General features: G+C 70.5%; 23 protein-coding genes. 12 read left to right on the forward strand and 11 right to left on the reverse strand.

Annotation, left to right across the window (positions count from 1 at the left end):
- The first annotated feature begins 277 nt into the window (after positions 1-277).
- Positions 278-928 carry a lysoplasmalogenase gene (locus tag V2J18_RS09795; RefSeq protein ID WP_336131681.1) on the forward strand — a complete coding sequence of 217 codons (651 nt, stop codon included), beginning with the start codon at positions 278-280 and terminating at the stop codon, positions 926-928.
- A gap of 89 nt (positions 929-1,017) precedes the next feature.
- On the opposite strand, the gene V2J18_RS09800 is transcribed toward V2J18_RS09795, so the two are convergent.
- From V2J18_RS09800 to V2J18_RS09810, 3 genes are all read right to left on the reverse strand, one after another.
- Positions 1,018-2,031, reverse strand: coding sequence for a hypothetical protein (locus tag V2J18_RS09800; RefSeq protein WP_064748999.1), 1,014 nt, complete (start codon positions 2,029-2,031; stop codon positions 1,018-1,020).
- 94 nt (positions 2,032-2,125) lie between these two features.
- A complete protein-coding gene (gene asd, locus V2J18_RS09805) occupies positions 2,126-2,974 on the reverse strand; it encodes an archaetidylserine decarboxylase (RefSeq protein ID WP_064748998.1) in 849 nt (282 codons plus the stop codon).
- Entirely contained in the window at positions 2,971-3,618 is a 648-nt protein-coding gene (locus V2J18_RS09810; RefSeq protein WP_064748997.1) for an SCO family protein, read from the reverse strand. Before V2J18_RS09810 ends, asd begins: the two co-directional genes overlap by 4 nt.
- A 267-nt stretch (positions 3,619-3,885) precedes the next feature.
- On the opposite strand from V2J18_RS09810, the gene prmB reads away from it, so the two are divergent.
- From prmB to V2J18_RS09845, 7 genes are all read left to right on the forward strand, one after another.
- On the forward strand, positions 3,886-4,815 hold the full coding sequence (gene prmB / locus V2J18_RS09815) for a 50S ribosomal protein L3 N(5)-glutamine methyltransferase (protein WP_336131682.1): 930 nt from the start codon (positions 3,886-3,888) through the stop codon (positions 4,813-4,815).
- A 542-nt stretch (positions 4,816-5,357) separates the two neighbouring features.
- Positions 5,358-6,482, forward strand: a complete 1,125-nt coding sequence (gene aroC, locus V2J18_RS09820; RefSeq protein WP_336131683.1) for a chorismate synthase — start codon at positions 5,358-5,360, stop codon at positions 6,480-6,482.
- Complete coding sequence (locus V2J18_RS09825) at positions 6,475-7,467, forward strand: 2-hydroxyacid dehydrogenase (protein ID WP_336131684.1); 993 nt, start codon at positions 6,475-6,477, stop codon at positions 7,465-7,467. Before aroC ends, V2J18_RS09825 begins: the two co-directional genes overlap by 8 nt.
- A 127-nt stretch (positions 7,468-7,594) precedes the next feature.
- Positions 7,595-8,617: an aspartate-semialdehyde dehydrogenase gene (locus tag V2J18_RS09830; RefSeq protein WP_064748993.1), complete on the forward strand. Its 1,023-nt coding sequence runs from the start codon at positions 7,595-7,597 to the stop codon at positions 8,615-8,617.
- A gap of 323 nt (positions 8,618-8,940) precedes the next feature.
- Positions 8,941-11,007, forward strand: coding sequence for a motility hub landmark protein FimV (locus tag V2J18_RS09835; protein ID WP_336131685.1), 2,067 nt, complete (start codon positions 8,941-8,943; stop codon positions 11,005-11,007).
- A 55-nt stretch (positions 11,008-11,062) separates the two neighbouring features.
- A complete protein-coding gene (gene truA / locus V2J18_RS09840) occupies positions 11,063-11,902 on the forward strand; it encodes a tRNA pseudouridine(38-40) synthase TruA (RefSeq protein ID WP_064748185.1) in 840 nt (279 codons plus the stop codon).
- Positions 11,899-12,561, forward strand: a complete 663-nt coding sequence (locus V2J18_RS09845; protein WP_064748186.1) for a phosphoribosylanthranilate isomerase — start codon at positions 11,899-11,901, stop codon at positions 12,559-12,561. Before truA ends, V2J18_RS09845 begins: the two co-directional genes overlap by 4 nt.
- A 42-nt stretch (positions 12,562-12,603) precedes the next feature.
- Here the strand turns inward: V2J18_RS09845 and V2J18_RS09850 are convergent, their stop codons facing one another.
- Both V2J18_RS09850 and V2J18_RS09855 read right to left on the reverse strand, forming a co-directional pair.
- The gene (locus V2J18_RS09850; RefSeq protein ID WP_064748187.1) at positions 12,604-13,230 is read right to left on the reverse strand and encodes a TetR/AcrR family transcriptional regulator; all 627 of its coding nucleotides are present in this window, start codon (positions 13,228-13,230) and stop codon (positions 12,604-12,606) included.
- Positions 13,231-13,265: 35 nt separating this feature from the next.
- Positions 13,266-13,523 carry an acyl-CoA-binding protein gene (locus tag V2J18_RS09855; RefSeq protein ID WP_064748188.1) on the reverse strand — a complete coding sequence of 86 codons (258 nt, stop codon included), beginning with the start codon at positions 13,521-13,523 and terminating at the stop codon, positions 13,266-13,268.
- Positions 13,524-13,677: 154 nt separating this feature from the next.
- On the opposite strand from V2J18_RS09855, the gene V2J18_RS09860 reads away from it, so the two are divergent.
- A complete protein-coding gene (locus V2J18_RS09860) occupies positions 13,678-15,666 on the forward strand; it encodes an SDR family oxidoreductase (protein WP_336131686.1) in 1,989 nt (662 codons plus the stop codon).
- A gap of 562 nt (positions 15,667-16,228) precedes the next feature.
- Here the strand turns inward: V2J18_RS09860 and V2J18_RS09865 are convergent.
- From V2J18_RS09865 to V2J18_RS09875, 3 genes are all read right to left on the reverse strand, one after another.
- Positions 16,229-17,302, reverse strand: a complete 1,074-nt coding sequence (locus tag V2J18_RS09865; RefSeq protein ID WP_064748190.1) for a restriction endonuclease — start codon at positions 17,300-17,302, stop codon at positions 16,229-16,231.
- A gap of 275 nt (positions 17,303-17,577) precedes the next feature.
- Positions 17,578-18,156 (reverse strand): phasin family protein, encoded by a 579-nt coding sequence (locus V2J18_RS09870; RefSeq protein WP_261370116.1) that lies wholly within the window; start codon positions 18,154-18,156, stop codon positions 17,578-17,580.
- A 203-nt stretch (positions 18,157-18,359) separates the two neighbouring features.
- Positions 18,360-19,664, reverse strand: coding sequence for a patatin-like phospholipase family protein (locus tag V2J18_RS09875; protein ID WP_336131687.1), 1,305 nt, complete (start codon positions 19,662-19,664; stop codon positions 18,360-18,362).
- A 139-nt stretch (positions 19,665-19,803) separates the two neighbouring features.
- Between V2J18_RS09875 and V2J18_RS09880 the strand changes: the two genes are divergently transcribed.
- Positions 19,804-20,526, forward strand: coding sequence for a DUF8198 family protein (locus tag V2J18_RS09880; RefSeq protein ID WP_336131688.1), 723 nt, complete (start codon positions 19,804-19,806; stop codon positions 20,524-20,526).
- Between the two features lie 77 nt (positions 20,527-20,603).
- On the opposite strand, the gene V2J18_RS09885 is transcribed toward V2J18_RS09880, so the two are convergent.
- Complete coding sequence (locus V2J18_RS09885) at positions 20,604-20,879, reverse strand: polyhydroxyalkanoic acid system family protein (RefSeq protein ID WP_064748193.1); 276 nt, start codon at positions 20,877-20,879, stop codon at positions 20,604-20,606.
- Between the two features lie 110 nt (positions 20,880-20,989).
- Between V2J18_RS09885 and V2J18_RS09890 the strand changes: the two genes are divergently transcribed.
- Positions 20,990-21,793: an FHA domain-containing protein gene (locus V2J18_RS09890; RefSeq protein WP_336131689.1), complete on the forward strand. Its 804-nt coding sequence runs from the start codon at positions 20,990-20,992 to the stop codon at positions 21,791-21,793.
- Positions 21,794-22,134: 341 nt separating this feature from the next.
- On the opposite strand, the gene msrQ is transcribed toward V2J18_RS09890, so the two are convergent.
- Together msrQ and msrP are read right to left on the reverse strand one after the other, a co-directional pair.
- On the reverse strand, positions 22,135-22,749 hold the full coding sequence (gene msrQ / locus V2J18_RS09895) for a protein-methionine-sulfoxide reductase heme-binding subunit MsrQ (protein WP_064748201.1): 615 nt from the start codon (positions 22,747-22,749) through the stop codon (positions 22,135-22,137).
- Positions 22,750-22,853: 104 nt separating this feature from the next.
- Entirely contained in the window at positions 22,854-23,825 is a 972-nt protein-coding gene (gene msrP, locus V2J18_RS09900) for a protein-methionine-sulfoxide reductase catalytic subunit MsrP (protein ID WP_336131690.1), read from the reverse strand.
- 159 nt (positions 23,826-23,984) lie between these two features.
- On the opposite strand from msrP, the gene serC reads away from it, so the two are divergent.
- The gene (gene serC, locus V2J18_RS09905; RefSeq protein WP_064748196.1) at positions 23,985-25,070 is read left to right on the forward strand and encodes a 3-phosphoserine/phosphohydroxythreonine transaminase; all 1,086 of its coding nucleotides are present in this window, start codon (positions 23,985-23,987) and stop codon (positions 25,068-25,070) included.
- Positions 25,071-25,193: the final 123 nt, after the last annotated feature.

The following is a 25,193-nucleotide window of genomic DNA, read 5'->3' on the forward strand; positions in this document are numbered from 1 at the left end:
GGGGAGCGGCGGGTTTCGCTGCCGGCTTTTTGCCCTGACCCCAACCCCTCTTCCGCGAGCGGGAGAGGGGCTTGCAGTGCGGCGGCGGTCGGGCGATGCGTTGAGGGGCTTCGGCTTGTCTGCGGCAGATCAGACGGATCGCGGCCGCTGCGGTACGAAGCTTGCGCGGGTTCGCGGGCCGGCGTCGTGTTGTCCGGCTAAGCTGCACGGCTTGTGCGGCCGCCGCCGTACGCCAAGGGGTTCCGAACCGATGCACAGCTCACCGATGCGATCGTCGATGCCGTCCGCGGCGGCGTGGTGGCCGTGGGTCGCGAGCGTCGCCGCCCTCGCCATCGTCGGCGCCTACACGGCGCCGTGGTTGCATTACCTGTGCAAGCCCGCGGCCACGCTGCTGATCGCGGCGATGGTGCTGCGCCTGGGCGCCGCGGCCGAGCCCGGTTACCGGCGCGCGATCTTCGTCGGCCTGTTGCTGTCCACGGCGGGCGACGTGTTCCTGATGCTGCCCGGCGATTGGTTCGTGTTCGGTTTGGCTTCGTTCTTGTGCGCGCACGTGGCTTATCTGGTCGGCCTGTGCAGGCGCGCGCGGCCGTTCGCGGCGGCGTGGCCGTTCTTGGCCTATGCCGCGCTCGCAGGCAGCGTGCTGTACGTGCTGTGGCCGCATCTGCCGGGCGAGTTGCGCATCCCGGTGATCGTCTATGTCGCGGTGCTGGCGGCGATGGCGGCGCAAGCGGCGGCGGTGTGGCGTGCGCGTGCGGACCCGGCCGGCGCGGCGGCGGCCCTCGGCGGCGCCTGCTTCGTGCTGTCCGATGCGACCTTGGCCATCGACCGTTTTGCCGCGCCGTTCGCCGCCGCTCAGGCGCTGGTGTTGGTCAGCTACTGGGCGGCGCAGTGGTGGATCGGACGCTCGGCGACCTTGGCGCGGAGCTGAGCGGGCCCTGGCTCAGACTTGGGCGCGGCACTGGAGCCGCCGCCGCGTTCCTGCGCGGCGCGGTCGGAGCAGGCGAACCGGAGTGGGCTTCAACCCGCCGGCGCCGGAGCGGCCCGGTCGGCGGGCGCATCGGCCGACGGCGCCAGCGCCTCGCGTGCCTGGTTCCACCAGTGACCGGCGGCGTCGCCGGCCTGGCCGACGCCTTTTTGCAACGATTCCCCCATCGGCCGAAGCGTCTGCTCGTCGGCCAGGCCCGCGGCGGCGCGCACGGCGGCGGGGCCGTGCTGCTTGGCCGCGTCCCAGGTCAGGGTGGCGATCAACCGCGGCATGAAGGCGAAGGAGTCGACGTCGCCGCCCTTGGCTTCGGCCTGGGCGATCAGGGCAGCGAGTTCCTTGCGTACGCCGACCGGGACGCTGGAGTCTTGGCTCAGCCGCTTGAGTTCGACCAGCGCCTCGCCGACGCGGCCTTCCTGCACCGCCACGCCGGCGGCGGCGATCTTGCCCAGCCACGGCGCGCGCAACTGCTGGCCGAGCGCATCGGCATGGATCTGGGCGCGGTCCCAGCGCTTTTCGCTGACCGCCAGATAGCCCAGGCCCAGGTGCAGGGCGAGCATCTGCCCGGCCGGCGTCTTTTCCGCGCCGGCCGCGCGCGGCGCGGCCCAGACGCGGTCGCTCTCGGCCTGGGCCAGCTGCGGCCATTCCAGCCGATGGAACGCGACCGAGCGCAGCGAGGCGGCGGCGAGGTCGTCGAAGGGCGCGCAGTCCTGCGCCTCGACGATGTCGGTTTCGGCCACCGCCAGGGTGCTCTTGTCGGCGCCGAGCGCGGCGTAGGCGAGCAGCAGATGGGCGACGCAGAAATCGGCGGCGCCGAGCGGCGGCAGCTCCGGCGCCGTCACGCCGGCCTTGCCGCTCCATTGCGCGCCCAGCCGATAAGCGTCGAGCGCGGCCGGCAGGCCGGATTCGGAAACGCGCCGGTACTGGGTATAGGCCAGGCCGTCGCGCAGTTCGGCCAATTGCTCGGTTTCGCTCTTGGCGCCGCAGGCGGCGAGGCTCAGGGCGAGGGCGGCGACGGCGATGCCGCGCGGGCGCAGGTGGTCGAACATGGGTCCCCTCCATGGGAGCGTCGTCAGTGGATTCGAGGCGGCGGGAGCGGAGCGGACCGCTCCCGCCGGCGTGCGGCGATGTAGGCGGCGCGGCTCAGGCGTTGCGGCGCGCCAGCGCCTGGCCCAGGCGCACCGGGGTTTCGGCGCTGAGGCCGGGGTCGAGTTCGGCCACGCCCGGCGGCAGCAGCACGATCACGGTCGAGCCGTAATTGAAGCGCGCCATTTCCGCGAAGCGTTTCAGCGTGATGCCGCGGCCGCGATAGTCCTTGCGCGTGACCCGGTCGGCGTAGTGCGGAATCTCGACCCCGCCCCAGACCGTTTCCACGCCCGAGACCAGCAGCGCGCCGACCATCACCTGGACCATCGGCCCGAAGTCGGTGTCGAAGTGGCAGACCAGGCGCTCGTTGCGCGCGAACAAGCGCGGCACGTTGCGCACCGCGTCCGGGCCGACGCTGAACAAGCGCCCCGGCACATGCACGGTTTCGCGCAAGGTGCCGGTCCAGGGCATGTGCACGCGGTGGTAGTCCTTCGGCGACAGGTACACGGTCGCGAACGCGCCGTCGCGGAACGGCGCCGCCGCGGCCTCGTCGCCGCCGAGCAGTTCGGCGGCGGTGAAGGACTGGCCCTTGGCCTGGAAGATCACCCCGTCGCGGATCGGTCCGCATTGGCTGATGCGGCCGTCGGCCGGCATCAGCAGGCTGCGCGGATTGGGATCGGCGACCCGCGCGCCGGGCTTGAGCGCGCGGGTGAAGAAGGCGTTGAAGGTCGGATAGGCGCGCGGATCGGGCTGCGCGGCCTCGTTCAGGTCGACGCCGAACTTTTCGGTGACCGTGTCGATCAGCCAGCGGCTGACCAGCGGGTTTTTCGAGTAGGCCAGTACCCGCGCCAATGTGGACAGGAAGCGGTGCGGCAGGACGTAGGTGAGGGTGGTGACCAGGCTCACGGCGCGGCCTCCGACAGGGCGACCATGTCGGCGGCGATCGCGTTCGGATCGAACGGCGGCCGGACTAGGCCGGCCATGCGGCCTTGCGCATCGAGCACGGCCAGGGTCGCGCTGTGGTCCATCGTGTACTGGTCGGCGGGCGCGCCGGCGGGCGCCGGCACCTTGGCGAACACCATCGCCAGCGACTTGGTGAAAGCCTCCAGCGCCGGCACGTCGGCGGTCGCGGCCAGGGTGTCCTTGTGGAAGCCGTGCGCGTATTCGCCGATCCGGTCGGGCGTGTCGCGCTCGGGGTCGACCGACACGAACAGCACCCGTGGGCGGCTCGCTTCGGGCAGCGACTCCCAGCGCTTTTGCGCCACCGACATCTGCGCCAGCGTGGTCGGACAGACGTCGGGGCAGTGGGTGAAGCCGAGGAACACCAGGGTCCAGTGGCCCTTGAGTTCGCCCGGAATCAGCTGGGTGCCGTCGGACTGGCGCAGCGAGAACGCGGGCAGGGTGCGCGGCGGATCGAACAGGCGCACGGCGGTGGTCTGCGGCAGCTTGGGCCCGGAGACGGAGCCGAAGTAGCGGCTCGACACCCACAGGCCGGCGGCGCCGGCGAGCACGGCGACCAGCAGGACGATGGCGGTGGTGCGATTGAACATGGCAGGTCCGATGATAGAGCCGGGCCATGATACCGGCGAAGGCGGGGCCGGGTTCGCTCGCCGGGGCGCGGGGTTCTCCGGCGGCGCGGTATCGGCCCTGCCCCTGCCGGCCGCAACCGCTGTGTTGCGGGGCCTCCTTTGCCGTTCTCCCTTTTTCACAGAGGAGGGCTGGCCGGACGCTCGATACAGGCGCTGCGCCCGGGGCGGCTCCTGCCAATCCCCGGGCCGGCGGCTATACTGGGCGTCTTGCTTCGCCCTGGACCTGCCGTGCCCGCTTCCGTCTCCTTCGAACAGCTGACCCTCGTCGACCTGATCCGTTACGGCGCCAGCCGCTTCAACGCGGCCGGGCTGACCTTCGGCCACAGCTACGACAATGCCCTGGACGAAGCGACCCAACTGGTCCTGCACGCCCTGCATCTGCCGCACGACCTGGGCCCGGTGTACGGCCAGGGCCGGGTCACCACGGAAGAGAAGGACGCCGTGCTGGCGCTGTTCGAGCGCCGCGTCGCCGAGCGCATCCCGGCCGCTTACCTGACCGGCGAGGCCTGGTTCGCCGGCCTGAGCTTCAAGAGCGATCGCCGCGCCCTGGTGCCGCGTTCGCCGATCGCCGAACTGATCGAGGCCGGTTTCGAGCCCTGGCTCGGCGGCCGCGAGGTGAACCGCGCGCTGGACCTGTGCACGGGGTCTGGCTGCATCGCCATCGCCACCGCGCACTACCACCCGGACTGGCAGGTGATCGGCGCCGACATCAACGACGACGCGCTGTCGCTGGCGGCCGAGAACCGCCAGCGCCTGCACGCCGACAACGTCGAACTGCGCAAGTCCGACCTGTTCAAGGGCCTGCAGGGCGAGGTCTTCGACCTGATCGTGACCAATCCGCCCTACGTCACCAACGACGAAACCGACGCGCTGCCGCAGGAATATTCCTACGAGCCCGAACTGGGCCTGCGCGCCGGCGACGACGGCCTGGACCTCGCGCTCAAGATCCTGCGCGACGCCCCCGATCACCTCAGCGAACACGGCCTGCTGATCTGCGAAGTCGGCGAAGCCGAGCGCGCCCTGGTCGAACTGCTGCCCGAACTGCCGCTGGCCTGGGTCGAATTCAAGGTCGGCCAGATGGGCATCTTCGTGGCCGAGCGCCACGACCTGGTCGAACACCACGAGCGGATCAAACGCCTCGCCGACGCGCGCGGCTGAATCGTGCGCGTCGGCGGTCGGTAGCGGGGCGGCCTCAAGCCGCCGCCGCGACGCCGCGCGAGCGCTGACCCCTTCAGTGCAACGCCCGGCGCAGACCGGCCGGAATCCGCAGCGGCTTCGCCGCGTCCGGTGGCGTTTGCGCTCGCGTCGTGCCTGCCCACGTCTCTCCGGCGCCGGCCGAACGGGAGCCGGTCCGAACCAGGCCGGCCATGGCCCGAGCGCCCTTCGACCGCGAACGGCAGGCTTGGTTACAGCGGAAACCGCGACGCTCGGCTAAGGTTGAGCCGGTCGGCTCCGCGTCCCGCCTCGCCTGCGCAATGCGCGGTCCCGAGCGGACGCGAAGGACGCCGGCCGGATCGATGGGTGATGACGAACGCGCAATCGGTCATTTCCGTGCGCAAACCCGGCGTCATACCATCGGGGCTCGCCTTTCCAGGCCCTGCCTTCGCGTGCGGCGCCGGCTTCATCTCCAGCACACGCGCGGCCTCCATCATCGTTTCCGCCCATGCCGGCGCCTGCCGGCTCGCACCAGGATCCCGGTTGTGTCCAGCAACAGCTTCGGCAAGCTCTTCACCGTGACCACCTTCGGCGAAAGCCACGGCCCGGCCATCGGCTGCGTGATCGACGGCTGCCCGCCCGGGCTGGCGATCGCGCCGGAAGAGTTCCGCCACGACCTCGACCGCCGCGCGACCGGCCGTTCGCGCCACACCTCGCAGCGGCGCGAGGCCGACGAGATCGAAATCCTCAGCGGCGTCTATCAGGGGCTGACCACCGGCACCCCGATCGCGCTGCTGATCCGCAACACCGACGCGCGCAGCAAGGACTACGGTTCGATCGCCGAACAGTTCCGCCCCGGCCATGCCGATTACAGCTATTGGCAGAAGTACGGCCTGCGCGACCCGCGCGGCGGCGGCCGCTCCTCGGCGCGCGAGACCACCATGCGCGTCGCCGCCGGGGTGATCGCCAAGAAGTGGCTGGCGCAGCGCTACGGCGTGCGCGTGCAGGGCTTCATGACCCAGATCGGCGAGATCGTTCCGCGCGGCTACGACCTGTCCGCGGTCGAGGACAACCCCTTCTTCTGGCCCGATGCCGGTCAGGTCGCCGAGCTGGAAGGCTACATGGACGCGCTGCGCAAGTCCGGCGACTCGGTCGGCGGCCGCGTCGACGTGATCGCCGACGGCGTGCCGCCGGGCTGGGGCGAGCCGATCTACGGCAAGCTCGACGGCGAGCTGGCCGCGGCGCTGATGAGCATCAACGCGGTCAAGGGCGTGGAGATCGGCGACGGCTTCGCCGCGGTCGCGCAGAAGGGCACCGAGCACCGCGACGAGATCTCGCGCGCCGGCTTCGCCAGCAATCACGCCGGCGGCATCCTCGGCGGCATCAGCACCGGCCAGCAGCTGCGTTGTTCGACCGCGTTCAAGCCGACCTCGAGCCTGCGCCTGCCCGGGCACAGCGTCGACGTGCACGGCAACGAAATCGAGGTGGTCACCACCGGCCGCCACGACCCCTGCGTGGCGATGCGCGCCGCGCCGATCTGCGAGGCGATGGTCGCCCTGGTGCTGATGGACCAAGCGCTGCGCCACCGCGCCCAATGCGGCGACGTCGGCGAGGTCGCTCCGCGCATTCCCGCCGCGCCCGGCTTCGGCGACGCGCACGGCGATGACTGAGCGTCCGCGCGTGTGGGTCTCGCAACCGCTGTTCGACGACATCGTCGCGCGGCTGGGCGAGCATTTCGAGGTGACCGCCACGCCGGAGGTGACCCGGCACGCGCCGGCGGCGATGGCGGCGGCCCTGGCCGCGGCCGACGGCGCCCTGGTCACTCTCAACGACCCGATCGGCGCGGCCGAGATCGCCGCAGCGCCGCGCCTGCGCGCGATCGCCAATGTCGGCGTCGGCTACAACAACCTCGACCTGCCGGCGCTGAGCGCGGCCGGCATCCTGGTCACCAACACCCCCGACGTGCTGACCGAGACCACCGCCGACTTCGGCTTCGCCCTGATGATGGCGACCGCGCGCCGGATCGGCGAGGCCGAGCGCTGGCTGCGCGAGGGCCAGTGGCGGCAGTGGAGCTTCGACGTGCTGCTCGGCGGCGACGTGCACGGCGCCACCCTCGGCATTCTCGGCATGGGCCGGATCGGCCGCGCCATCGCCCGCCGCGCCGGCGGTTTCGGCATGCGCGTGCTGTACCACAACCGCAGCCGGCTCGATCCGCAGGTCGAACGCGAGCACGCCGCCGAGTACGTCGGCTTCGACGAACTGCTGGCGCGCGCCGATCATCTGATCCTGGTGCTGCCGTATTCGCCGCAGTCGCATCGTCTGATCGATGCCGCGGCGTTGGCCAAGCTGCGCCCGCACGCGACCCTGACCAATATCGCGCGCGGCGGCATCGTCGACGAGGACGCGCTGTGCGACGCGCTGGAGCAGGGCCGCCTGGCCGGCGCCGGCCTGGACGTGTTCGAGGGCGAGCCCGCGCTCAACCCGCGCCTGCTGCAGCAGCGCCGGGTGGTGCTGACCCCGCACGTCGCCAGCGGCAGCCTGGCCACGCGCCGTGCGATGGTCGCGCTGGCGGTCGACAACCTGATCGCCGCGCTGGGCCGCGGGCCGAATGCCGGTCGTCCGCCGTCGGTGGTCAAGGCCGGGATTAGGGATTAGGGATTAGAGCGGCGCGATCGGGTGCTTTTGCGAATCCCGAATCCCGAATCTCCAATCCCCGCATCAAAAAGCAACACCCGCCGGAAATGGGTCCGGCGGTCCCCACTAGTCAGGTAACTGAGAACAGATGAACGCCAAGACGTCCTGCAATGTCGCCGTCGTCGGTGCTACCGGCGCGGTCGGTGAAACCATGCTCAAGGTGTTGGCCGAACGCAAATTCCCGATCGGTCAGCTGCATGTGTTGGCGAGCGAACGCTCGGCGGGAGAGAAAATCGAGTTCGGCGGCAAAACCATCGTGGTTCAGGACCTGGCCAAGTTCGATCCCGCCGGGGTCGACATCGCGCTGTTCTCGGCCGGCGGCTCGGTGTCCAAGGAGTACGCGCCCAAGTTCGCCGCCGCCGGCGCGGTGGTGATCGACAACTCCTCGGCCTTCCGCTACCAGGACGACGTGCCGCTGGTGGTCAGCGAGGTCAACCCGGAAGCGGCGAAGAACCGCCCGCTGGGGATCATCGCCAACCCCAACTGCTCGACCATGCAGATGCTGGTCGCGCTGGCGCCGATCCACCGCAAGGCCAAGATCGAACGCATCAACGTCGCCACCTACCAGTCGGTGTCGGGCACCGGCAAGCGGGCGATGGAAGAGCTGGGCCGGCAGACGGCCGCGCTGCTGAACTTCCAGGAAGCCAAGCCGGAGATCTACCCGGTGCAGATCGCCTTCAACGTGATCCCGCACGGCGGCGATTTCACCGACAACGGCTACACCACCGAGGAAATGAAGCTGGTCTGGGAGACCCGCAAGATCCTCGGCGACGACAGCATCGGGGTCAACGCGACCGTGGTCCGGGTGCCGGTGTTCTACGGCCACTCCGAGGCCGTGCACATCGAGACCCGCGACAAGCTCAGCGCCGCCGACGCGCGCGCCTTGCTGGAACGGTCGCCGGGCCTGGAAGTGGTGGACGAGGCCAAGGGCGGCGGTTATCCGACCCCGGTCACCCACGCCTCCGGCAACGACCCGGTCTACGTCGGCCGCATCCGCGACGACATCTCGCATCCGCGCGGGCTGTCGCTGTGGGTGGTCGCCGACAACATCCGCAAGGGCGCGGCGACCAATGCCGTGCAACTGGCGGAACTGGTCTGGAACGAGCGCTGAGCCGGCCCTGTCCGGCGCCGCTGGTGCGGCGCCGGACGCCGCGATCGATCGGGCCCCGCGGGGCCCGATTTTTTTGCGTGGCCGCCCGCGCGCCGGCGCGGTCACAGCGCTTCGCTCCTGCCGTTCGCCTTGTCGAAGGGCAGGGCTTGGAAGGAGACGCAGGAGCGGGGCGGATGCGAGGGCGCTTCGCCGCAGGCAACGCTTTCCAAACCGCGACGGTGCCGCTTGCATCCTTGCCGCGATAGCGCAAACTTAACAACGCGTTGCGCATTCAGCCCATCGACCGCTAGAGTCGCCGCCTGACATCGAGATTGGGATCGTCCGTGACCTCAGGTTTTGCACGCACCGCACTGGCTTTGTCCCTGGCCCTGGCCAGCGGCGCCGCCTGCGCGCTGGGCCTGGGGCAGATCGAAGTCAAGTCGCGCGCGGGCCAGCCGCTGTTGGCGGAAATCCCGGTGATCTCCAGCGACCGCGAGGAACTGGCCCAGCTGCGCGCCGGCCTGGCGTCGCCGGAGACCTTCCAGCGCATCGGCCTGCAGCCGCCGCAGGGCATCGTCACCGACCTGCGTTTCACCCTGGCCCTGGACGCCGCCGGCAAGCCGGTGATCCGGGTCACCAGCAGCCAGCCGGTGACCCAGCCGCTGCTGACCTTCCTGATCGAAGTCGACTGGGGCCAGGGCCGCCTGACCCGCGAGTACTCCGCGCTGATCGACACCCCGCGCACCGCCGCGGCGCCGATGCAGCCGCCGATCCAGGCCCCGACCGGGGCCGCGTCCAACACCATCGAACGTCCGCTGGATGCGCCGCTGCCGTTCGGCGCCCAGCCGCAGCAGACCGACCCGCTGGCGGTCGAGAACCAGCTCGGCGCGCAGGACCCGAACCTGATCGGCGCCGCACCGCCGAGCCCGCTGCCGGCCGCGCCGGAGCCGATCGCGATGCAGCCCGAACCGGCGCCCATGCCGGCCCCGGCACGCGCCAACGCCGGCACCATCGAGCGCCCGGTAGCGCGTCCGCCCGCGCCTGCGGTCGATGCCGAGGGCGGTGTGACGGTCGCGCGCGGTCAGACCTTGTCGGGCATCGCCGCCGACCTGGCCGGCGGCCATAGCCTCGACCAGACCATGATCGCGCTGCTGCGCGCCAACCCCGAAGCCTTCATCGGCGGCAACATCAACCGCTTGCGCCAGGGCGCCGTGCTGCGCCTGCCGGCCGACGGCGTGGCCGCGATCGACCCGCGCGAAGCCAGCGAACTGGTGCGGGCCCAGGTCCAGCAGTGGCGCCAGGCGCGCCAGCCGGTGCCGCAGCCGATCGGCCTGGAAGCCGACGCCGCCGTCGTCAAGGCGCCGGTCGCGCCGGCGGCGCAGAACGCGGCGCGCGGCGGCGATGCGCGCCTGGAAATCGTGCCGCCGGGCGCCAGCCGCGCGACCCAGGCCGGAACACAATCCGGCCTCAGCGCCGGAGGCGAGGGCAACATGATGCGTCAGGAGATCCAGCAGGCCAACGAAACCCTCGCCGCGCGCGAGGCCGAGCTGGCCGAACTCAAGAGCCGGGTCGCCGAGCTGGAGAAATTGCAGAAGGATCAACAGAAGCTGATCGCGCTGAAGGACAGCGAGCTGGCCTCGACCCAGCAGCGTTTGGCCGAACAACAGGCGCGCAGCGACGGCGGCTCGCCGTTGCCGTGGCTGTTCGGCGGCCTGGGCGTGCTGGCCCTGCTGATCGGCGGCTGGGTGCTGAGCCGGCGCGAACCCAAGCGCCCGAGCTTCCGCGCGCCGCCGGCCGACGCCCCGGCCTCTTCGCGCCCCTCGTCGGCCGCCGCCGCGGCAGCGGCGACCCAGGCCGCGGCCGGCGACGCGCTGCGCCGCCGGCCCGAGCCGGCCGCCGAAACGGAACTGGTCGACCCGGTCGCGCAATTGCTCGGCGAGGTCCCGGCCGAACGGCGCGGCGACCATCGCGCCGACCCGATCCCGGCGCAGACCCCGGTCGCGGCCGATCCGGGCCAGGCCACGGCGCCGTTCTGGACCTCGCCGCGCCAGGAGCCGCAATCGGCTCCGCAGCAGCGGGTGCCGACCTGGCACGCCGCCGAAGCCGGCAGCGCACGCAGCGCCGCGCCTCTGCCGCGCAGCGAGCCCAAGCTCGAACGACCCGCATCGGCGGCGGACACGCCGGCGCCGGCGGCGACCGGTCCGATTCAGCAGGACGCGCCCGCCGCAGTGCCGGCCGAAGCCGCGGTCGCGCCGGGCCAGGAACGCATCGAGCTGGCCCGCGCTTACCTCGACCTCGGCGACGAGGGCAGCGCCCGGCAACTGCTCGGCGAGGTCTTGATCAACGGCGACCACGCCGCGCGCCAGCAGGCAGCGCGGATGCTGCGCGAGCTCGAGGCTTCCTCGGGCTGAGCCGGACCCTCCGAGTCCGGACAACCGACGGCCCGCGCGGGCAGGGCGGAGAGCAATGGCGGTAGAACACAATCCAACCCCGGAATCCGCAGCCGCGCCGCTGCGGCGTTACGCCCTGGGCGTGGAGTACGACGGCAGCGAGTTTTCCGGTTGGCAGCGCCTGGTGCGTCCGGGCGAGCCTGACCGGCGCGGCGAGGCCACGGTCCAGTCCACCCTGGAAGAAGCGCTGTCCTTCGTCGCCGGCGCCCGGATCGAGGTGGTCTGCGCCGGCCGTACCGATGCCGGCGTGCATGCGTCCTGCCAGGTGGTGCATTTCGACAGCCCGGTCGAGCGCGACCCGCGCGGGTGGGTGCTGGGCACGACCTCGCGCCTGCCGCCCTCGGTTTGCGTGCGCTGGTGCCTGCCGGTGGCCGCGGACTTCCACGCCCGCTTCTCGGCGCGGGCGCGCCGCTATCGCTACCGGATCCTCAACCGGCCGGTACGGCCGGCGCTGCAGCGCCAGTACCTGACCTGGGAGCGGCGCCCGTTGGACGCCGACGCCATGCACCGGGCGGCTCAGGCCCTGCTGGGGGAAAACGACTTCTCCGCGTTCCGCACCGTGCACTGCCAGGCCCCGCATGCGCGGCGCGACCTGCAGTACATCGCGGTGCGGCGCGACGGCGATGTGGTGGAGGTCGAAGTCCAGGCGAACGCCTTTCTTCACCATATGGTGCGCAACATTGTCGGAAGCTTGTTGCCGGTCGGCCGCGGGGAGCAGCCGGAAGCCTGGATCGGCGAGCTGCTCGCCGGCCGCGACCGGACCGTCGCCGGGCCGACCGCGCCGTCGTCCGGCCTGCTGTTCGTCGGACCGCGCTATCCCGCCGATTGCCAGTTGCCCGCCGAGGTCACCCTTTGAGCCAGCCCCGCACCCTGTTCCGTACCCGCGTCAAGTTCTGTGGTTTCACCCGCCCCGGCGACGTCCGCCTGGCCTGCGAGCTCGGCGCCGACGCGATCGGCTTCGTGTTCGCCGCCGGCAGTCCGCGCCGGGTCGCGGCCGAGGAGGCGCGGGCGATGCGCCAGGCGCTGGCGCCGCTGGTCGACGCCGTGGCCCTGTTCATGGACAACCCGGTCGACGAGGTGCGCGAAGTCGTGCGCCAAGTCCGGCCGAGCCTGCTGCAGTTCCACGGCAACGAGGACGACGCCTTCTGCCGCGGCTTCGGCGTGCCCTACCTGAAGGCCATTCCGATGGGCGGCGAACTGGCCGACCAGCATCCGGCGGCGCTGCATTCGCGCTTCCCCGGCGCGGCCGGTTTCCTGTTCGACAGCCACGCCGCCGGCGGCAGCGGCGGCAGCGGCAAGACCTTCGACTGGAAGCGGATTCCGGTCGGAGTGCAGAAACCCTTCGTGCTCGCCGGCGGCATCACCCCGGACAACGTGTATGAAGCGATCCTGGCGACCCTGCCCTGGGGCGTGGACGTGTCCAGCGGCATCGAGAGCGCGCCGGGCCTGAAGGACGGCGACAAGATGCGCCATTTCGTCGAAGAAGTGCGGCGCGCCGACTGCCACGTCGAATGAGGCGCCCGGCGTCGGCCGGACGCCGCGGCGCGCAGCGCGGCGTCAGTCCAGGTAGGCGCGGATCAGCGTGTTCAGGTGCAGGCGCTCGGCGTCGCGCAGGAACGGCGCCAGCAGCATCATGACCTGGACGATGCCGTCGCGGATCGCGGCATGCTCGTCCTTGTCGCCGCGCGCGGAAGCGTAGTTGAGCCAGAAGGTCGCGATCACCAGCACGTTGGTCGCGGTCGCGGCCAGCTCGTCGCCGGACGCGCGCATCACTCCGGCCTGCGACAGCCCGCGCATGACCAGGTGCGCCTGTTCGTCGGCGCGCTTGAGGATGCGGGCGAAGCGCAGGCGCAGGCGACGGTTGCGGCTGAGGATCTCGACCAGGTCGCGGTACAGGAAGCGATAGTCCCAGATGCACTCGAACACCAGGTGCAGCTGCAGCCAGATGTCCTCCAGCCCGGGCAGTCGCCCCTGCGGCGCGGCGAGCGCGGCGTCCATGCGCTCCTCGAAGCGCGCGAACAGCTGCTCGATGATGTCGTCCTTGTTGCGGAAGTGGTAGTACAGATTGCCCGGGCTGATCTCCAGCTCGTCGGCGATGTGGTTGGTGGTGACGTTCGGCTCGCCCTGCGCGTTGAACATGGTCAACGCGCTGTCGAGGATGCGCTGGCGGGTCTGTTTCGCCATCGGGCGGCCAGGGGCGTGGGGCGGGCGGCGCGGCGTCAGCCGCGCAGCTTCTTGACCAGGTCGACGTACTTCTTCATCGCGTCGGCCTGAGCGGTGCCCTTGAGTTTTTCCCAGGCCTCGTACTTGGCCGTGCCGACGAAGTCGAAGAAACCGGGCTTGGGGCCGCTGACGTCGCCGTCGGCGCCCTGCTTGTACAGCGCGTACAACCGCAGCAGGGTGTCGTTGTCGGGGCGTTCGGGCAGCGACTGCACGTCTTTGGCGGCTTGTTCGAATGCGGCTTGGATATCGGACACGGCGGGCCTCTCCTGGGCACCAGGGCGAAGGGGCATCACAGCATGCGCCCCCGGGGCGGTCAATACGGAAAAGAATTGTTACCGCGCCCGGGCTCTGGCACCGTAGCGGGACGCCGCCGGATGTGGCGGCCGATCGGCCATCCAGGAGAGGGGTATGAGCTATTTCGTCACCGGCGCGACGGGCTTCATCGGTCGCTTCCTCGTCAGCAACCTGCTGAAACGCAAGGGCACGATCCACGTGCTGGTGCGCAAGGATTCGCAGAAGAAGTTCGACGCCATCGCCAAGAAGATGGGCTGGGACCTCAAGCGTGTGATCCCGGTCGCAGGCGACATGAGCCAGGCCAAGTGCGGCCTCAGCGCAGCGCAGATCCGCGCGCTCAACGGCAAGATCAAGCATTTCTTCCACCTCGCCGCGATCTACGACCTGACCGCCAGCGTCGCCGCGCAGCGCGAGGCCAACATCGACGGCACGCAGCATGCGCTGGACCTGGCTGCCGCGCTCAACGTCGGCTGCTTCCACCACACCAGCTCGATCGCCGCCGCGGGGCTGTATCCGGGCGTGTTCCGCGAGGACATGTTCGACGAAGCCGAAGGCCTGGACGACCCCTACCTGCGCACCAAGCACGATTCCGAAGGATTGGTGCGCGCCGAGAAGCGGATCAAGTGGCGCATCTACCGCCCGGGCATGGTGGTCGGCCACTCGCAGACCGGCGAGATGGACAAGATCGACGGGCCGTACTACTTCTTCACCTTCCTCAAGAAGCTGCGCGAGATGCTGCCGCCGTGGATGCCGATGCTCGGCGTCGAGGGCGGGCGGATCAACATCATCCCGGTCGACTACGTGGTCGACGCGATGGACCATATCGCGCACAAGCCCAAGCTCGACGGCCACTGCTTCCACCTGACCGATCCGGAGCCGCAGCGCGTCGGCGAAGTGCTCAACGTGTTCGCCCGCGCCGGCCACACCCCGGAGATGACCATGCGCATCGACGCGCGCATGTTCGCCTTCGTGCCCAGCGGCATCCGCGGCGCGGTCGGCAACCTGCCGCCGGTCAAGCGCTTCGTCGGCATGCTGTTGCGCGACTTCAAGATTCCCAAGGAAACCTTGAAGTTCATCACCTATCCGACCCGTTTCGACAACCGCGAGACCGAGCGCGCGCTGCGCGGCAGCGGGATCAAGGTGCCGCGCCTGGACGACTACGCCTGGCGCCTGTGGGACTACTGGGAGCGTCACCTCGACCCGGACCTGTTCGTCGACCGCAGCCTCAAGGGCAAGGTGCGCAACAAGGTCGTGGTCATCACCGGCGGTTCTTCCGGCATCGGCCTGGCGAGCGCGGAGAAAGTCGCCGCGGCCGGTGCGATCACGATCATCGTCGCCCGCGGCGAGGAGGAACTGTTCAAGGCCCGCGACGCGATGAAGGCCGCCGGCGGCAAGGTGTTCGCCTACACCGCCGACCTGGCCGACATGGCCGACTGCGACCGCCTGGTCAAGACCATCCTCGACGAGCACGGCCACGTCGACATCCTGGTCAACAACGCCGGCCGCTCGATCCGCCGCTCGATCGAACTGAGCTACGACCGCTTCCACGATTTCGAGCGCACCATGCAGCTCAACTACTTCGGCAGCCTGCGCCTGATCATGGGCTTCATGCCGAAGATGACCGAGCGCCGCAAGGGCCACATCATCAACATCAGTTCGATCGGCGTGCTGGCCAATTCGCCGCGGTTCTCGGCCTACGTGGCCTCCAAGGCGGCGCTGGATGCCTTCAGCCGCTGCGCCCAGGGCGAACTGTCGGGCAAGGGCATCAGCTTCACCACCATCAACATGCCGCTGGTGAAGACGCCGATGATCGCGCCGACCAAGATGTACGACAGCGTGCCGACCCTGACCCCGGACGAGGCCGCCGATCTGGTGGTCAAGGGCATCATCGAGAAGCCCAGCCGCATCGCCACCCGCCTGGGCATCTTCGCCAGCGTGGTCAATGCCCTGGCGCCGAAGGCCTACGAGGTGGTCATGAGCACCGCGTTCGAACTGTTCCCCGATTCGGCCGCCGCCAAGGGCGACCGCAAGGGGCTCAAAGACGAACACGCCAGCAACGAGCAGATCGCCTTCGCCGCATTGATGCGCGGCGTGCATTGGTAACCGCCGCGATGTTAAGCGGCCAACCGGTAGGCGGCCGGCCGGCAAGCGGAGTGCAGTTATAGGGCATGTTCAGCGCATGACCGGCATCGGCCGGCCCAGGCCGCCCGATGCCGGTCATGCGCAAGTGTCGCCGTACGTCGCCGCGCCGTCACCGCCGCGCCCCCTCGTAGGAGCGGCGTGAGCCGCGACCGCCGCTGCGGTGTACGTGAGCGGAGTTGCGCGCAGACCGGGCGCTCGGTGCCTGCCGGGCAAGGCAGCCCCTTGGTCCTGGCTTCGGAGCGCTCGCGCCGGGCAAAGCTTCGGTTGGTCGCGGCTGACGCCGCTCCTACAAAGCGTACAGCCGCCGCGCGCCAGCCCTTGTAGGAGCGGCGTGAGCCGCGACCGCCGCAGCGGTGTGGGCGAGCGGAGCTGTCCGCCGACCGGATGCATGGCGCCGAGTGCGCAGGCTGGCACCTTGATCCGGGCTTCGCAGAGTTCGTGTGGAACGAGGCTGCGGTTGGCGCGGCTTGCGCCGCTCCCGCAAAAGCCGCCGGCCGGCGTCGGCGCCGGCCGTAGCTTCAGCTCAATACGCCCGGCATTGGAAGAACCGCACCCGCGAGGCGCTGCCCGGCGGCGGCTGCAGCTGCACGCGCGACGCGCGCAGTTCGGGATAGGCCACCAGCACGGTGCAGATCCGGTCGATGTCCTGCTGGGTGGCGTCGGTCAGGCGATAGATCAGCAGGTTCGACGGCGTCGACCACAATGCGCGTTCGACGCCATCCAGCGTGCCGATGCTGCGGATGACCTGGGCGCGGTCGGCCGAGGCGTTGCCGCTGGAGTGATTGGGCGTCGTCGTGTCCGGAGTTGGTGCGCGCGGCGCCGGTTGGGCGACGGCCGGCGCCGTTTGCGCATCGACGGCCGGTGCGGGCGCCGGCGTCGCGGTGGCCGGTGCCGGACGGGCCGGTTCCGCGGCGGTCGGCGAATCGATCGGCGGCGCGGCGTCTTCCGCCGGCGGCGCTGCGGTTTCGACCGGGGCGCTCGCTGCCGGCGGCTCCTCGCCAGGCATCAGGTGCGGCATCACGAAACCGGCGATCAGGCCCAGCGCGATCGCGCCGCCCCAGGCGATGGCAATGGTGCGGATGCTGCGCTTCTGCGCGGCGGCGATGACCTCGTGCCGGGTCGAGGCCGGCAGCACCGGTTCGACCAGTTCCCACAAGGTCGCGCCGCTGTAGAGGTCCAGCCCGTTGGCGACGCGTTCGGAATTGGCGTCGAAACGGCCGGTGGTGACCAGCATGCCGCCGGCGGCGCCGTTGAAGCGCACCGCGTCGGCCAGCTCGGCCACGGTCGCGGCGGCGACCCGGTAGTCGGCATCGCCCAGCTTGCACGCCAGCAGCCAGGGCTTGCCCGCGCGCAGCAGGCGCAGTTCGGCCTGGGTGCCGCGGGCCAGGGATTCTTCGACCGATTCGGCTTCGAAGCCGCGCTCGCGCAGCGCATCGACGATCAGGCGCGCGAATTCGCGCCAGCGCATCTTGGCCAGCACGGCGACGCCGGTCGCGACTTCAGTGCGTTGCCGGCGATGGGTCCAAAGATAAGCGGTGGACGCCAGCCCGACCGTCAGGGCGACGGCGACAGCGGCCCACAGGGAAAAACTCGACATGCAACGATGGGCCCATAAAAGTCGCTGAGGATAACGGGTTTGCCACGAAGCACAGTCCGAAAAACTGCGATGTAGTTAGCGAAATCACTGCGTCTTGTGTGCCTCGTCCTTCGCCCAACGCGCGCAGCCGCGGTTAGTGAAGGCCTCAGAGGGCGGCGTCGGGCATAAGAAAGCCCGCCAGTCCGAAACCGTAAGGGGAGGGGAGCATACGGAAGCGCGGACTGGCGGGCTTAAGCGTCGCATCGCGCGGGCCGCGCGACGCGGATGGAGCGGATTTACGGTGCGACCGGCGGCTTGGGCTTGGCGATCGACTTGCGCGGCTTCTTGGCCGCGGCGGCCTTCTTCGGCTTCGGCTGGGCGGCGGCCTTGGCCGGCGCCTTGCGCGAGGCCGGCGCGCCGCCTTGGCGGCGCAGCTCGCGGGTCAGGCTCTCGACCCGCTCGCTGAGTTCGTTGAGGTCGTCGCGGCCCGGCACGCCGAGCTTGACCAGGGCGCGCTGGACGCGGTCCTCGAACACCTTCTCCAGGCGGTCCCAGGTGTCGGATGCGCGCTCGCGCGCCTGGCCGACCTTGGACTCGACCGCATCGCGCAGCGCGCCGGCCTGGCCGCCGGTGAACTTGCGCGCGGTCTGCTCCAGGTTCAGGCCTTCCTTGACCAGGCCTTCGAACAGCTTGGTGCCCTCGGCCTGGGCGCGGCCGAACGCGCCGACGCCGGCCAGCCAGATCTGCTGCGCCGACTCGCTGAGAGTCTTGGACAGGCGCTCGGCCTGCTCCTGCGCGCCCGGCTTGTCCGCGCCGCGCTTGGCGCCGCTCTTGCCGGTGGATTTCTTCGCGGTCTTCTTGAACTTGGCGGCCATGGACGTCCTGTAATTAGGGTGAGCGCTGTAGGTCACGATGGAGCGGCTGTCTAGAGTATTCACACCAGCCCGTCGCCGGGGCCGAGCCACCGACGACGAGTCTCCGCGCGCAGGCGCCGTCTATGGCGCGAAGCGGCCCGATCACGGCGTTCACCGCCGCGCGCGCGTCCTCGTCCGCCGGTTTTCCGCCTTCGTTCCGACGCTCAGCCGGCCTGCTTGCGCGGCGCTCTGCGCCGCGGCCGGCGCTGTTGCTGCCCGGCCACCAACCGTTCGGCGTCGTCCAGCGCGCGACGCAGGCGCGCGGTGGTTTCGCTGTCGCGCTTGGGCGGGGCGATGCCGTCGAGGATCGAGCGTTCGCGGTCGGCCAGCACGTCCTCGCGCAGGCGCAGCCCATGCGCGGCCAGCAGCGGGCCGAGGGTGTCGGCGCGCAGGCGCAGGTCGGCCAGGGTGTTGCGGTAGGCGATCTCGCAGATCCGCTGCCGGGCCGAGAAGCTGAAGGCGTTGGTGAAGAACAGCTCGCGGTCTTCGGCGTTGGGTTCGAACACCAGTTGGTCGATGTCGGGGTACTGCTGGGCGTAGCGCGCCAGCCCGACCTGCATGCGCGACTGCAGCAGGGTGCGGAAGGTCTGCGACAACACCGCCGGCAGGCCGCCCGCGGCCAGGCTGCGGTCTTCGCTGACCACCGGCGCGCCCTGGGCGTGGTTGAACGGCACCAGCGGATTGATCCCGATCAGCAGGTCGATGCCCTGTTCCAGCACCAGCGAGGCATGCATGGTGCGGCGCAGGGCGCCGTCGACGAAGTGGCGGCCGCCGATCTCCACCGGCGGATACAGGCCGGGCAGGGCGGCGCTGGCCTGCACGGCCTGCGAGATCGGCACCTGGTCCCAGCCGTCGCCGCCGAAGCGCACCGCGTCGCCGCTGTCGATGTCGACCGCGACCACGTACAGCTTGGCGCCGAGCTCGCGGAAATCGTTGCTGCGGCCGCGGCGGGTGAAGACTTCGCGCAGGAAGCGCTCGACCTCGGCGTTGTCGAACAGGCCGTTGGGGATCAGCCCGCCGAACCGGGTGATCAGGTCCGACCAGCGCGCCTCCAGCGGCGAGAACAGCAGTTCGCGCCACCATTCCGCGGCCAGGCGCGGGAAGCTCGCCGCGCGCTTGACGTATTCGAGGAAGGCCGGGCGCAGGAAGGTTTCGGGGCGGAATTCGACGTCGGCGCTGTCGCCGGTGACGAAGATCCGGCACATCTCGGCCGTGTCCATGCGGTTGGCCAGGCCGGCGGCGAGGAAGGCGCCGCTGCTGACGCCGACGTAACAGTCCAGCCGGGTCAGGTCGAGGCCTTCGATCGCCTCGTCCAGGGCGCGCAGCGCGCCGAGCTCGTACATGCCGCCGATGGGGCCGCCGCCGGCGATCGCCAGGCCGATTTTGGGGCCGGCCGGCGCATGCTTGGCGCCGCCGTTCGCGCCGGCTTTACGGCTCGCCCGGTGGCGGGCGGAGTGGAGTGACAGCATGTGATCGGCGGCACGGCCCTGGCGGAATTCGGTCGAGTGTAGCCCAGGACGGCGGGCGCGCCAGGGGCCCCGGACGATGGTCGTAGGCGGCCGCGGCCGGCTTGCGGGACGGCCGTCCGGCCGCGATGATCCGCGGCAGATGGCCAGGACGACCGATACCAGCCGACGCATGGGCTGCCTGCTGGCCCGGCATCAGGCGCTGCACGATCCCGAGCGCGAGCCGCGCAACCGCCTGCGCTGGCTGGCGGAACTGCGGCGCTGGCAGGCGCGGCGGCTGGAGGCCAGCTTCGACCGCTTCCTGCGCGACCCGCGGCGGCGCCCGGCGGCGCAGTTCTTCCTCAGCGACGTCTACAACGACCGCGACTTCAGCCGCCGCGACGCCGACATCGCCCGGGTCCTGCCGATGATGCAGAAGCTGTTGCCGGGGCCGCTGCTGGGCACGGTGGCCGATGCGATCGAGCTCGGCGTGCTGACCCAGGCCTTCGACCTGCGCATGGCGCAGTGCCTGCACCGGCTGGCGCCGCGCCGGCAGCGGCTGGACCGGGCGCTGTACGCGCAGGCGTATCGCGAGTGCGGCCTGCCGCGGCTGCGTGCGCACCAGATCGACCTGATCGGCGGCGTCGGCCTGGGCTTGGGCCGGGCGGTGCGCATGCCGGGCATCCGCACCCTGTTGAAATTCTCGCGCGGCCCGGCGCGCGCGGCCGGTCTGTCGGAACTGCAGGGCTTCCTCGAGCGGGGCTTCGTCGCCTTCGGCGAACTCGGCGACGTGCGCGAGTTCATCGCCGAGATCGAACTGGACGAGCGCAGCGTGTCCGAGCGCCTGTTCGCCGGTCACCCGGCGCCCTGTCCCGAACCGGACTGACCGCGTCGTCCGCCCGGCTGCGCGCCGCTTCGGGCCGGGACCGAACCGCTTTACCGAATCCCGAATCCCCGCCGTACTTACTTGAACCGCTCCTCGAGCACGCGGCGGATCTCCGACTCGATCGGCCCCTTGAGCGCGCCGAGCAGGAAGCCGAGTTGGGCGGTCACGTGCAACTGGTTCGGCTTGAGGTCGATCTTGCCGTCGACGCCGCTGCGGACGAAGTTGAGCGTGTCGCCGACCCAGTCGTATTCGACGTCGAAGCGCTCGGCGAGTTTCTTCGCGACTTCCTCGACGGCCTTGCGGGCCTTGGCCGGAGCCAGCGAATGGGGGTGGCGGATATCGATGCTGGACATGGTCTGGGTTCTCCCTGGAACCGCTTATTGTGCGGGCAGGGGCGGGCGCATCCAAGCAGGCCGGCGCGACGGGGTGTGCGGCGTGCGACAACCTGCTAGATTCCCGCAGCGTGAGCGCACTCAAACTCCGATACCCGAACCGCGAACATGCCGACCTGTCCTTGCGGGCCGGCGTGCATGCGATCGGCCGCGACGCCGCCGGCCGCGCCGTGCTGGTGGAGGACGCCGGCGCGGCGATCGCCCAGCTCAGCGTCGACCGCCGCGGCATCTGGCTGCAGGTGCGCGAAGGCCTGCGCGGCCTGCACGTCAACGGTCGGCCGGTGAAGCGCATGGCCATGCTGCGCGCCGGCGACGCGATCTTTCTCGACGGCGTCGAACTGCTGCTGGTCGACGACAAGCCGGAACCGGCGCCGCCGTTCGGGGTCGAGATCCCGGCCGATTCGCGCATGGTCGTACGCGGCGTCGGCGGCATCCATCACGGGCGTTGCTACACCCTGGACCAGCCGCGGGTGATCGGTCGCGCCGGCGACTGCGATATCCGCATCAACGAACCCGCCTTCGCCGACCGTCACGCGCGCCTGGAGGCGCATGCCGACGGCGTGGTCCTGCGCGACGTCGGTTCGGTCGACGGCAGCGTGGTCAACGGCAACCCGGTCCGCCATGCGCTGCTCAAGCCCGGCGACCAGTTGCTGCTCGACGGCCAGCATCGTTTCGTGATCGAAGCGCCGACCCGCCAGCTCAGTGCGTCGGAAGCCTTGCAGGCGCAGTTGGCGCAGGAAGCGGCGGCCAACGACGAACGCCCGGTGCCGCCTTCGGCGCTGCCGGCTTCGGTGCGGCGCATGCCCTGGCTGCTGCTCGCCGCGGTGGCGATGGCCGGCCTGCTCGGCCTGCTGCTGCTGTACGGCGTGCGCTGAGTTAAGCGAAGAAGCGTACGTAAGCGTCCGTCCCGAAGATCGGACGACTCAGAGTGTCGACCTCATAAAGTCTTCCCGAAGCATCGGGCTTCGGACGCCGCGCGTCGATCGCCGCTTCGGGCGGTCGCGGCTTGCGCCGCTCCTACCCCGAAATTTGCGGATGCCAGGCTTCGGATGCCGCGCGTCGATCGTCGCCTCGGCTGTCGCGGCTCACGCCGCTCCTACAGGGGGCGGTTTCGCCGCCGCGCATCGGCGATGCGCCGGGTAAAGTCTTCCCGAAGCATCAGGCTTCGAATGCCGCGCGTCGATCGTCGCTTCGGCTGTCGCGGCTCACGCCGCTCCTACGGCGGTTTCGCCGCCTTGCGCCGGCGCGCGTCGGCGACGCGCCTGTATAGGCGCCAGCCCAGCAGCGCGGCCAGGATCGCTGCGTACAGCAGCGGCTCGCGGATGTCGGACTTCACCAGCCACCAGAAATGCAGCACCGCCAGCACGGCGATCGGGTAGACCAGCTTGTGCAACCGACCCCAGTGCCGGCCGAGCCGGCGCATCATGCCCTGGGTCGAGGTCAGCGCCAGCGGCACCAGCAGCAGCCAGGCGGCGAAACCGACGGTGATGTAGGGGCGCTTGGCGATCTCTTCGAAGATCTGCGCCCAGTACTGCTTCAGGTCCAGGATCAGGTACGCCGCCAGGTGCAGGCTGGCGTAGAAGAACGCGTACAGCCCGAGCAGGCGGCGGAAGCGCAGCAGCACCGGCTGGCCGCTGAGCTGGCGCAGCGGCGTCACCGCCAGCGCGATCAGCAGCAGGCGCAGCGCCCACAGGCCGAGGCGGTGCTCGATCTCGGCCACCGGGTCGGCGCCCAGGCCGCCGCGGCCGGCCAGTTCCTCGCGGATCTGCCAGGCCAGGATCGCGGCCGGGGTCAGCGCCAGGACATGCACGAGGGCCTTGGCCGCGATCACGCCGACCGGCGTACGGCGTTTCGACGGCGGTGCGGCGCCCCGGCGCAGCGGGGGCGAAGGCGAGGTGGCGGACGAAGGCGCGGCCGGCGCGGATTCCTGGGCCATCAGAACCAGGTCCGCAGGTTCATGCCCGCGTACAAGCCGGCGACCTGCTCGCCGTAGCCGTTGAACAACCGGGTCGGAATGCGCTCGGCGAACAGCTTGCTGCCGGTGCCGGCGATGCGGCGCTCGGTCTTCTGGCTCCAGCGCGGATGGTCCACGTTCGGGTTGACGTTGGAAAAGAACCCGTACTCGCTCGGCTGCAGATCGTTCCAGCTGGTCATCGGCCGGTGCTCGACGAAGGTGATGGCGACGATCGACTTGATGCTCTTGAAGCCGTACTTCCACGGCACCACCAGGCGCAGCGGCGCGCCGTTCTGCTGCGGCAGCGGCTTGCCGTACAGGCCGGTGGCGAGCAGGGTCAGCGGGTGCATGGCCTCGTCGATGCGCAGGCCTTCGCGGTACGGCCAGTCGATCGAGGGGTAGGCGATGCCCGGCATCTGCTTGCGGTCGGCGAGGGTGGTGAAGGCCACGTACTTGGCCTTGGAGGTCGGTTCGAAGCGCTTGAGCACGTCGGCCAGCGGCACTCCCAGCCAGGGGATCACCATCGACCAGCCTTCCACGCAGCGCAGGCGGTAGACCCGCTCCTGGGGCGCAAGGCCTTTGATCAGCTCTTCCAGGCCGAACCGGCCCGGCTTGGCGCAGGCGCCGCCGACCGCGACCGTCCACGGCCGGGTGCGCAGGGTCTTGGCCGCGCTGGAGGGATCGGACTTGTCGGTGCCGAACTCGTAGAAGTTGTTGTAGGTGGTGACGTCCTCGAAGCGGGTCAGGGGTTCGTCGGTGCGGAATCCCGCGCGGGCCTGCTCCGGGCTCAGCGGCCGGCCGGCCGGCGGCGGCGGGGGCTCGGCCTCGGCGCAGCCGGACAGGGCCAGGGCGGGGCTCAGGGTCAGCGCGCCGAGCAGCCGGCGGCGCTCGCGGTAGACGGTCTCGTCGGTGATCTGCGAGGCGGGAATGTTCAGGGCGGAACGCAACGACATGAGGGGACTCCGGGGCGGTCGGCGGGGTCGCGAAGGCAAGCGGACCCGTTACCAGCATAGAGGCGCCCGAGGGGGCAAAAGTTGCGCACGAAACGGAGGCGCACAGGGTGTTGCACTGCGGCATACTGAGGGGCCAACCCCCCATCCACGGAGCCTCCGATGTCCCGCGCGTTCAACTTTAGTGCCGGTCCCGCGACCCTGCCCGAATCGGTCTTGCTGCAGGCGCAGTCGGAGATGCTGGAGTGGAACAACGCCGGGGCCTCGATCGTCGAGCTCAGCCACCGCGGCCCCGAGTTCATCCAGGTCGCCGCCGAGGCCGAGCGCGACCTGCGCACCCTGATGTCGATTCCGGACGATTACGCGGTGCTGTTCCTGCAGGGCGGCGCGACCGCGCAGCAGGCGCTGATCGCGCTCAACTTCGCCAACCCCGGCCAGACGGCGGACTACGTGGTCACCGGGCACTGGGGCAAGACCGCGCTCAAGCAGGTCAAGCCCTACGTCAGCGCCAACGTCGCCGCCAACGGCGAGGCCGGCGGCTTCCGCGACATCCCGGCGCGGGCGGAGTGGAACCTGTCCGCCGATGCGGCCTACGTGCATTACACCGCCAACGAGACCATCCACGGCGTCGAGTTCCGCGACGTACCGGACGTCGGCGACGTGCCGCTGATCGCCGACTTCAGCTCCTCGATCGCCGCCGAGCCGGTCGACGTGTCCAAGTTCGGGGTGATCTACGCCGGCGCGCAGAAGAATCTCGGCCCGGTCGGCGTCAGCGTGGTGATCATCAGGCGCGAGCTGCTCGAGCGCGCCGGCCAGCCGCGCGCGGAGATCTTCGATTACCGCGCCCACGTCAAGGGCGAGTCGATGCTCAACACCCCGCCGACCTGGAACTGGTACCTGGCCGGGCTGGTGTTCAAGTGGATGCTGGCCGAAGGCGGCGTGGCCGAGTTCGCCAAGCGCAACGCGCGCAAGGCCGAGCTGCTGTACAAGACGATCGACAACTCCGGCGGCTTCTACCGCAACGAAGTCGCCGCCGCGGTGCGTTCGCGCATGAACGTGCCGTTCTTCCTCAAGGACGAAGCGCTGGACAAGCCGTTCCTGAAGGAAGCCGAAGCCGCCGGCCTGATCTCGCTCAAGGGCCATCGCGCCCTCGGCGGCATGCGCGCCTCGATCTATAACGCAATGCCGGAAGCGGGCGTGCAGGCGCTGGCCTCGTTCATGCAGGATTTCCAGAAGCGGCACGGCTGAGCCGCCGCGCAGGGCCGATGCCTCACCGGCATCGGCCGCGGCGGCATGCGCCCGGCCAGGACGGCCGGGCTGGCGATCCGGAGGCACACCATCCGCCAGGTTCGGCGGCGACCGCCTTCGGAA

The sequence above is a fragment of the Lysobacter firmicutimachus genome (genome assembly GCF_037027445.1).
Taxonomy (GTDB): Bacteria; Pseudomonadota; Gammaproteobacteria; order Xanthomonadales; family Xanthomonadaceae; genus Lysobacter; species Lysobacter firmicutimachus.

What these genes read in the sequence shown, in the direction of transcription:
- V2J18_RS09800 (WP_064748999.1), bottom strand. Translation starts at nt 2,031, where the DNA reads ATGTTCGACCACCTGCGCCCGCGCGGCATCGCCGTCGCCGCCCTCGCC.
- V2J18_RS09810 (WP_064748997.1), bottom strand. Translation starts at nt 3,618, where the DNA reads ATGTTCAATCGCACCACCGCCATCGTCCTGCTGGTCGCCGTGCTCGCC.
- serC (WP_064748196.1), top strand. Translation starts at nt 23,985, where the DNA reads ATGTCCCGCGCGTTCAACTTTAGTGCCGGTCCCGCGACCCTGCCCGAA.
- V2J18_RS09795 (WP_336131681.1), top strand. Translation starts at nt 278, where the DNA reads ATGCCGTCCGCGGCGGCGTGGTGGCCGTGGGTCGCGAGCGTCGCCGCC.
- V2J18_RS09850 (WP_064748187.1), bottom strand. Translation starts at nt 13,230, where the DNA reads ATGGCGAAACAGACCCGCCAGCGCATCCTCGACAGCGCGTTGACCATG.
- V2J18_RS09865 (WP_064748190.1), bottom strand. Translation starts at nt 17,302, where the DNA reads ATGTCGAGTTTTTCCCTGTGGGCCGCTGTCGCCGTCGCCCTGACGGTC.
- V2J18_RS09870 (WP_261370116.1), bottom strand. Translation starts at nt 18,156, where the DNA reads ATGGCCGCCAAGTTCAAGAAGACCGCGAAGAAATCCACCGGCAAGAGC.
- V2J18_RS09885 (WP_064748193.1), bottom strand. Translation starts at nt 20,879, where the DNA reads ATGTCCAGCATCGATATCCGCCACCCCCATTCGCTGGCTCCGGCCAAG.
- truA (WP_064748185.1), top strand. Translation starts at nt 11,063, where the DNA reads ATGGCGGTAGAACACAATCCAACCCCGGAATCCGCAGCCGCGCCGCTG.
- V2J18_RS09825 (WP_336131684.1), top strand. Translation starts at nt 6,475, where the DNA reads ATGACTGAGCGTCCGCGCGTGTGGGTCTCGCAACCGCTGTTCGACGAC.
- V2J18_RS09880 (WP_336131688.1), top strand. Translation starts at nt 19,804, where the DNA reads ATGGCCAGGACGACCGATACCAGCCGACGCATGGGCTGCCTGCTGGCC.
- msrP (WP_336131690.1), bottom strand. Translation starts at nt 23,825, where the DNA reads ATGTCGTTGCGTTCCGCCCTGAACATTCCCGCCTCGCAGATCACCGAC.
- V2J18_RS09830 (WP_064748993.1), top strand. Translation starts at nt 7,595, where the DNA reads ATGAACGCCAAGACGTCCTGCAATGTCGCCGTCGTCGGTGCTACCGGC.
- V2J18_RS09875 (WP_336131687.1), bottom strand. Translation starts at nt 19,664, where the DNA reads ATGCTGTCACTCCACTCCGCCCGCCACCGGGCGAGCCGTAAAGCCGGC.
- V2J18_RS09860 (WP_336131686.1), top strand. Translation starts at nt 13,678, where the DNA reads ATGAGCTATTTCGTCACCGGCGCGACGGGCTTCATCGGTCGCTTCCTC.